Source organism: Actinosynnema sp., assembly GCF_052038725.1.
On sequence record NZ_JBQGCX010000655.1, the window covers coordinates 1 to 3919 of the forward strand.

Sequence of the window (3919 nt, forward strand, 5' to 3'; positions counted from 1 at the left end):
GCGTGCCGCACGAGGAAGCGGGCGGCGTGGACGGCGAGCACGTATCGCCAGAGCAGCGCCTTCGCCGCGGCGTTGGTGAGCCCGCCCAGCACGAAGTGGCGCAGCTCCTCGCCGACCGCGTCGTCCGGGGTGATCAGGCAGGTCTCCCCCGGCACGGCGCCGTTCATCGACAGGCGCACGCAGATCGCGCTCTTCCCGGTGCCCTTGCGGCCGATGATCAGGTTCTTCCGGCCGTTGAGCACCTCCGCGTACACCGTGGTGGGCAGGAAGCCGTCGCGCAGCAGGCCGTCCGCCAGGTCGCGCTCGGCGTCGTCACGGCCGAAGAAGAGCGGGCCGACCACGTCCACGTCGTCGGCGACCACCCCGCCGAACCGGACGACCGGGAACCCGGCCGGTTCGAGCGGCGCGGAGGTGGCCGTGCCCACCGCCTCCGCCAGGTGGCGGCCGAAGCGGGGATCGCGTTCGGCCGCCTCCTCCAGCGCCAGCGCGACCCGCAGCCTGCTCCGCCCAGTCACCGCCCCGCTCGTCGTCTCGTCCAGCCAGGTCCGGAACGCCGGGTCGTGCGCCAGCGCGTCGCTGACCAGCAGGCCGAGAGCAGCGACCGGGCTCCCCTGCCGTTCCCTGCCCTCGGCCCAGCTGGCCACCAGGTCGATCACGTCGAGCATCCCGCTCATCGGCGCTCACCCCGGTGCGGTTGATCGGCTTCCACGAGCCCCAGTGGCGCAGTCTGGCCCACACCGCCGCCGGTACGGCCGCACTTCAGCGGAGAACGCACAGACCCTCCCTAGCCGAACAGCTCCACAACCCGCTCCACCAGCCCCGCCACCGCCGCCGCGCCGACCAGTCCCGCCGTCACCCGCCGCGACAACCGCCGGGCCTGCTTCACCACCGCGCCCCGGTCCGGCTCCGCCTCCGCGAGCTCCTCGTCCAGGTCCTCCAACGCCGCCAGCGCCGCCTCGCGCCCCGGTGCGCCCTCCGGCGCGGACTCCACCTCGGCGCGCGCCTCGGCGAGCAGCCCGCGCACGTCCCGCACCCGCTCGGGCGCGGGCGCGGAGTTCGCGTGGACGTCGCCGATCGTGTTGTTGTCCCCCTGGAACACCGCCCCGGTCGCGTTGCCGCCGATCTCGATCCTGCCGCCGCCGCCCACGTCGCCCCTCACTTCCGGTCGTCCTCCTCCGCGTTCCCGCCGACGGTGTTCCGGTCGCCGATGAACACGTTCCCGCTGACCGAGCCCTTGATGTGGATGTGCCGGTCCGCGACCTGGGTGGCCTGGCGCATGAACTCGGTGGTGGTCACGCCCTTGCGCTCCAGGTAGCGGCCCAGGGTCCGCAGCAGCTGCCGGTCCATCAGCTTCGCGTAGCGCTCCAGGTCCGCGCGCTGGAAGTAGTCCAGCACCACGTCCCCCGCGCCCAGCTCCCGCAGGCTGCGCTCCGCCCCGTACCGCTCGGACGGCGAGAGGGAGCGCGACGGGCCCGCCAGGCGGGTGACCAGCGCCTTGGCCCGGCCGAGGACGCTCAGCGGCAGCGCCAACGCGCGGGAGAGCGCCTCGCGGACCGGCTTGAGCACCGTGGGGCGGGTGGCGTCGATGTCCTTGTACGCGGCGCGGACCGGCATCAGCACGGTCGGCGTCCACTCCACGTACAGCCTGCCGTCGTCGCAGCCCAGGTGCAGGTACCAGGTGACCACCAGCTGCCGGTCCCAGCTCTCCACCTGGAAGCAGCGGAAGTACCGCAGCCACTCCTGCGGCTCCCGCGCGATCCCGGCGGCGCGCTCGGCGGTGAGCGTCAGCGGCGGTCTGCCGTGCGAGCCGGGCAGCAGGCCCGCGGCGCGCGGGTCGTCGGCCCGTTTGGCCAGCTCGGCGGCCGAGGCCACCACCTGCTCGCTGACGCGCAACCCGGTCAGCCGCCCGCTCGGGGACAGCGACGACGGCGCCACCAGCTCGGTCAGCCCGTGCGCGAGCGCCTCGTACAGCTCGCCCAGGTCCACGTCCACCGGGCGCCCGCCGACCCGCTCGGGTTCCTCCTCCGGGTCCAGGGTGAGCGCGAGCGACCAGGGGTCGTAGACGAGCCCGGTGCCCACGAACGGGCGCTCGCCCCGGTAGACGACGGTCCTGGGCCGGTCGTCGGGGACGGCCGCGCGGCGCAGTTCCTCAAGGCCTTTCTCGTGCGCGCGCACGGTGTCCGCCGAGAAGCGCCATTCCCCGAACCAGCTGCGCGACCGCTTGGCCCCGGTGAAGTTCCCGCGCTGGAAACTGGTGTACACGAGGTTGTGCACGGCCAGCCGGTCCGCGAGGAGCAGCAGCAGCGCCAGCAGGAAGAAGATCGCGGCGAACACGAAGAACTGGCTGTCGATTCCGGGGATCAGCTCCGCTTCGCGGTCGTAGCGGCTGCGCGGCGAGGAGTTGTACTCCTCCAACGAGATCAGCACGTACACCAGGACCAGGCCCATGACGCCGAGCGCGATGAGCGCCCCCTGGTTCTGCCGCGGCTTCCCGCCGCGCCTCGGGTCGGGCTTGCGGAACGCGAACGGCAGCCCCACCAGCAGCCACAGCACGAGCACCAGCGGTTCGGTCAGCAGGGCCACCACCAGCAGGAGCAGCAGCGCGGCGTCCCGCAGGACCCGCCTGCCGCGGGCGGCGAGCGCCTCCCGCAGCACCGCGTCGCTGTCGACGCCGGGCGAGGGCGGGATGGCCCGGTTCGGGGAGCCCAGGAACTCGCGGACGGCGCTGTCGGCGAACTCCGGGTCCAGGTGCGCGGCGGCGCAGAGGTGGCGGGTGACCTCGTCCCGCGCGGGCGTTAATCGGTCAGCAGGTTCCACGACGACCCCCTGGGTGGTTGATCCGCGAGCCCCCCGGCGAAGCGCCCGGCACCGGCACGCGGAAGTCCCGGAAATCGTTTCCGGGCAGTGGTTCCGCGCGTTCGGCGACGGCGCTGCGGACGATACTCCGAACCACCTCCCGCTGTCCGGGAAATCGTTTCGGGTGGAATTCGGGACGTGGTTCAGGCGGTGCGGCGGACCACGAGCAGCGCCAGCGCGCCGACCGAGCAGACCACCATCGTCGCGCCCATCGACACCGCCGTCGCCTGACCGCCCCAGCTCATCGCGGAGGCCGCGATCCCGGCGACCAGGAACTGGAGCAGCCCCTGCAGCGAGGACGCCGCGCCCGCCGCCGACCCGTGCCCGGCCAGGGCGAGCGAGGTCGCGTTGGCCAGCACCACGCCCATCATCGCCACGACCAGGAACAGGCACACCAGCAGCCACGGCAGCGGCCACCCGGCGAGCGCGCCGGCCAGCGCGCCGAGCGCGGCGACGGCGGTCACGGCGGTCCCGGCGAGCAGCAGGGTCCGCTCGGAGGCCAGCTTGCCGACGACGAACCCGTTGCCCGCGCCCAGGAGCACGGTGCCGACCCCGTTGAGGCCGAAGACGAGGCTGTACTGCTGCGCGCTGAGCCCGTAGCCGTCCTGGAGCACGAACGAGGAGCCGGAGATGTAGGCGAACACCGCGGCGAACACCAGCGCCGCGGCGAGGACGTGGCGCAGGTAGCCCCGGTCGGCGAGCAGCGCGCCGAGGCTGCGCAGGGTGTCGCGCGGGCGGGCGTTGCGGCGCTCGGCGGGCAGGGACTCGGGCAGGGCCAGCAGGACGGCCACGAGGAGGAGGACGCCGAGGCCGGTCAGGACGTGGAAGACCGCCTGCCAGCTCGCGACGACCAGGAGTTGCCCGCCGATCACCGGGGCGATGATCGGGGCGACGCCGTTGACCAGCATGAGGGTGGAGAAGAAGCGGGTCATCGCGACGCCGTCGAACAGGTCGCGCACGATCGCCCGCGACAGCACGACGCCCGCCGCGGCGCCGAGGGACTGCACGACGCGGCCGGTCAGCAGCCAGGTGATGTCCGGGGCGAGGGCGCAGAGCAGGGAGC

4 protein-coding genes are annotated in these 3919 nt (G+C 73.7%); all 4 read right to left on the reverse strand.

From position 1 onward, the window contains the following. A partial coding sequence (locus ACTUAL_RS13795; protein ID WP_440900514.1) for a P-loop ATPase, Sll1717 family occupies positions 1–674 on the reverse strand: 674 nt, incomplete at its 3' end. A 110-nt stretch (positions 675–784) separates the two neighbouring features. Continuing rightward, complete coding sequence (locus ACTUAL_RS13800) at positions 785–1159, reverse strand: hypothetical protein (RefSeq protein ID WP_157767774.1); 375 nt, start codon at positions 1157–1159, stop codon at positions 785–787. Then, entirely contained in the window at positions 1156–2817 is a 1662-nt protein-coding gene (locus ACTUAL_RS13805) for a hypothetical protein (RefSeq protein WP_440900515.1), read from the reverse strand. Before ACTUAL_RS13805 ends, ACTUAL_RS13800 begins: the two co-directional genes overlap by 4 nt. A gap of 182 nt (positions 2818–2999) precedes the next feature. Continuing rightward, positions 3000–3919: MFS transporter (locus ACTUAL_RS13810; RefSeq protein ID WP_440900516.1), on the reverse strand; the 920-nt coding region annotated here is incomplete at its 5' end.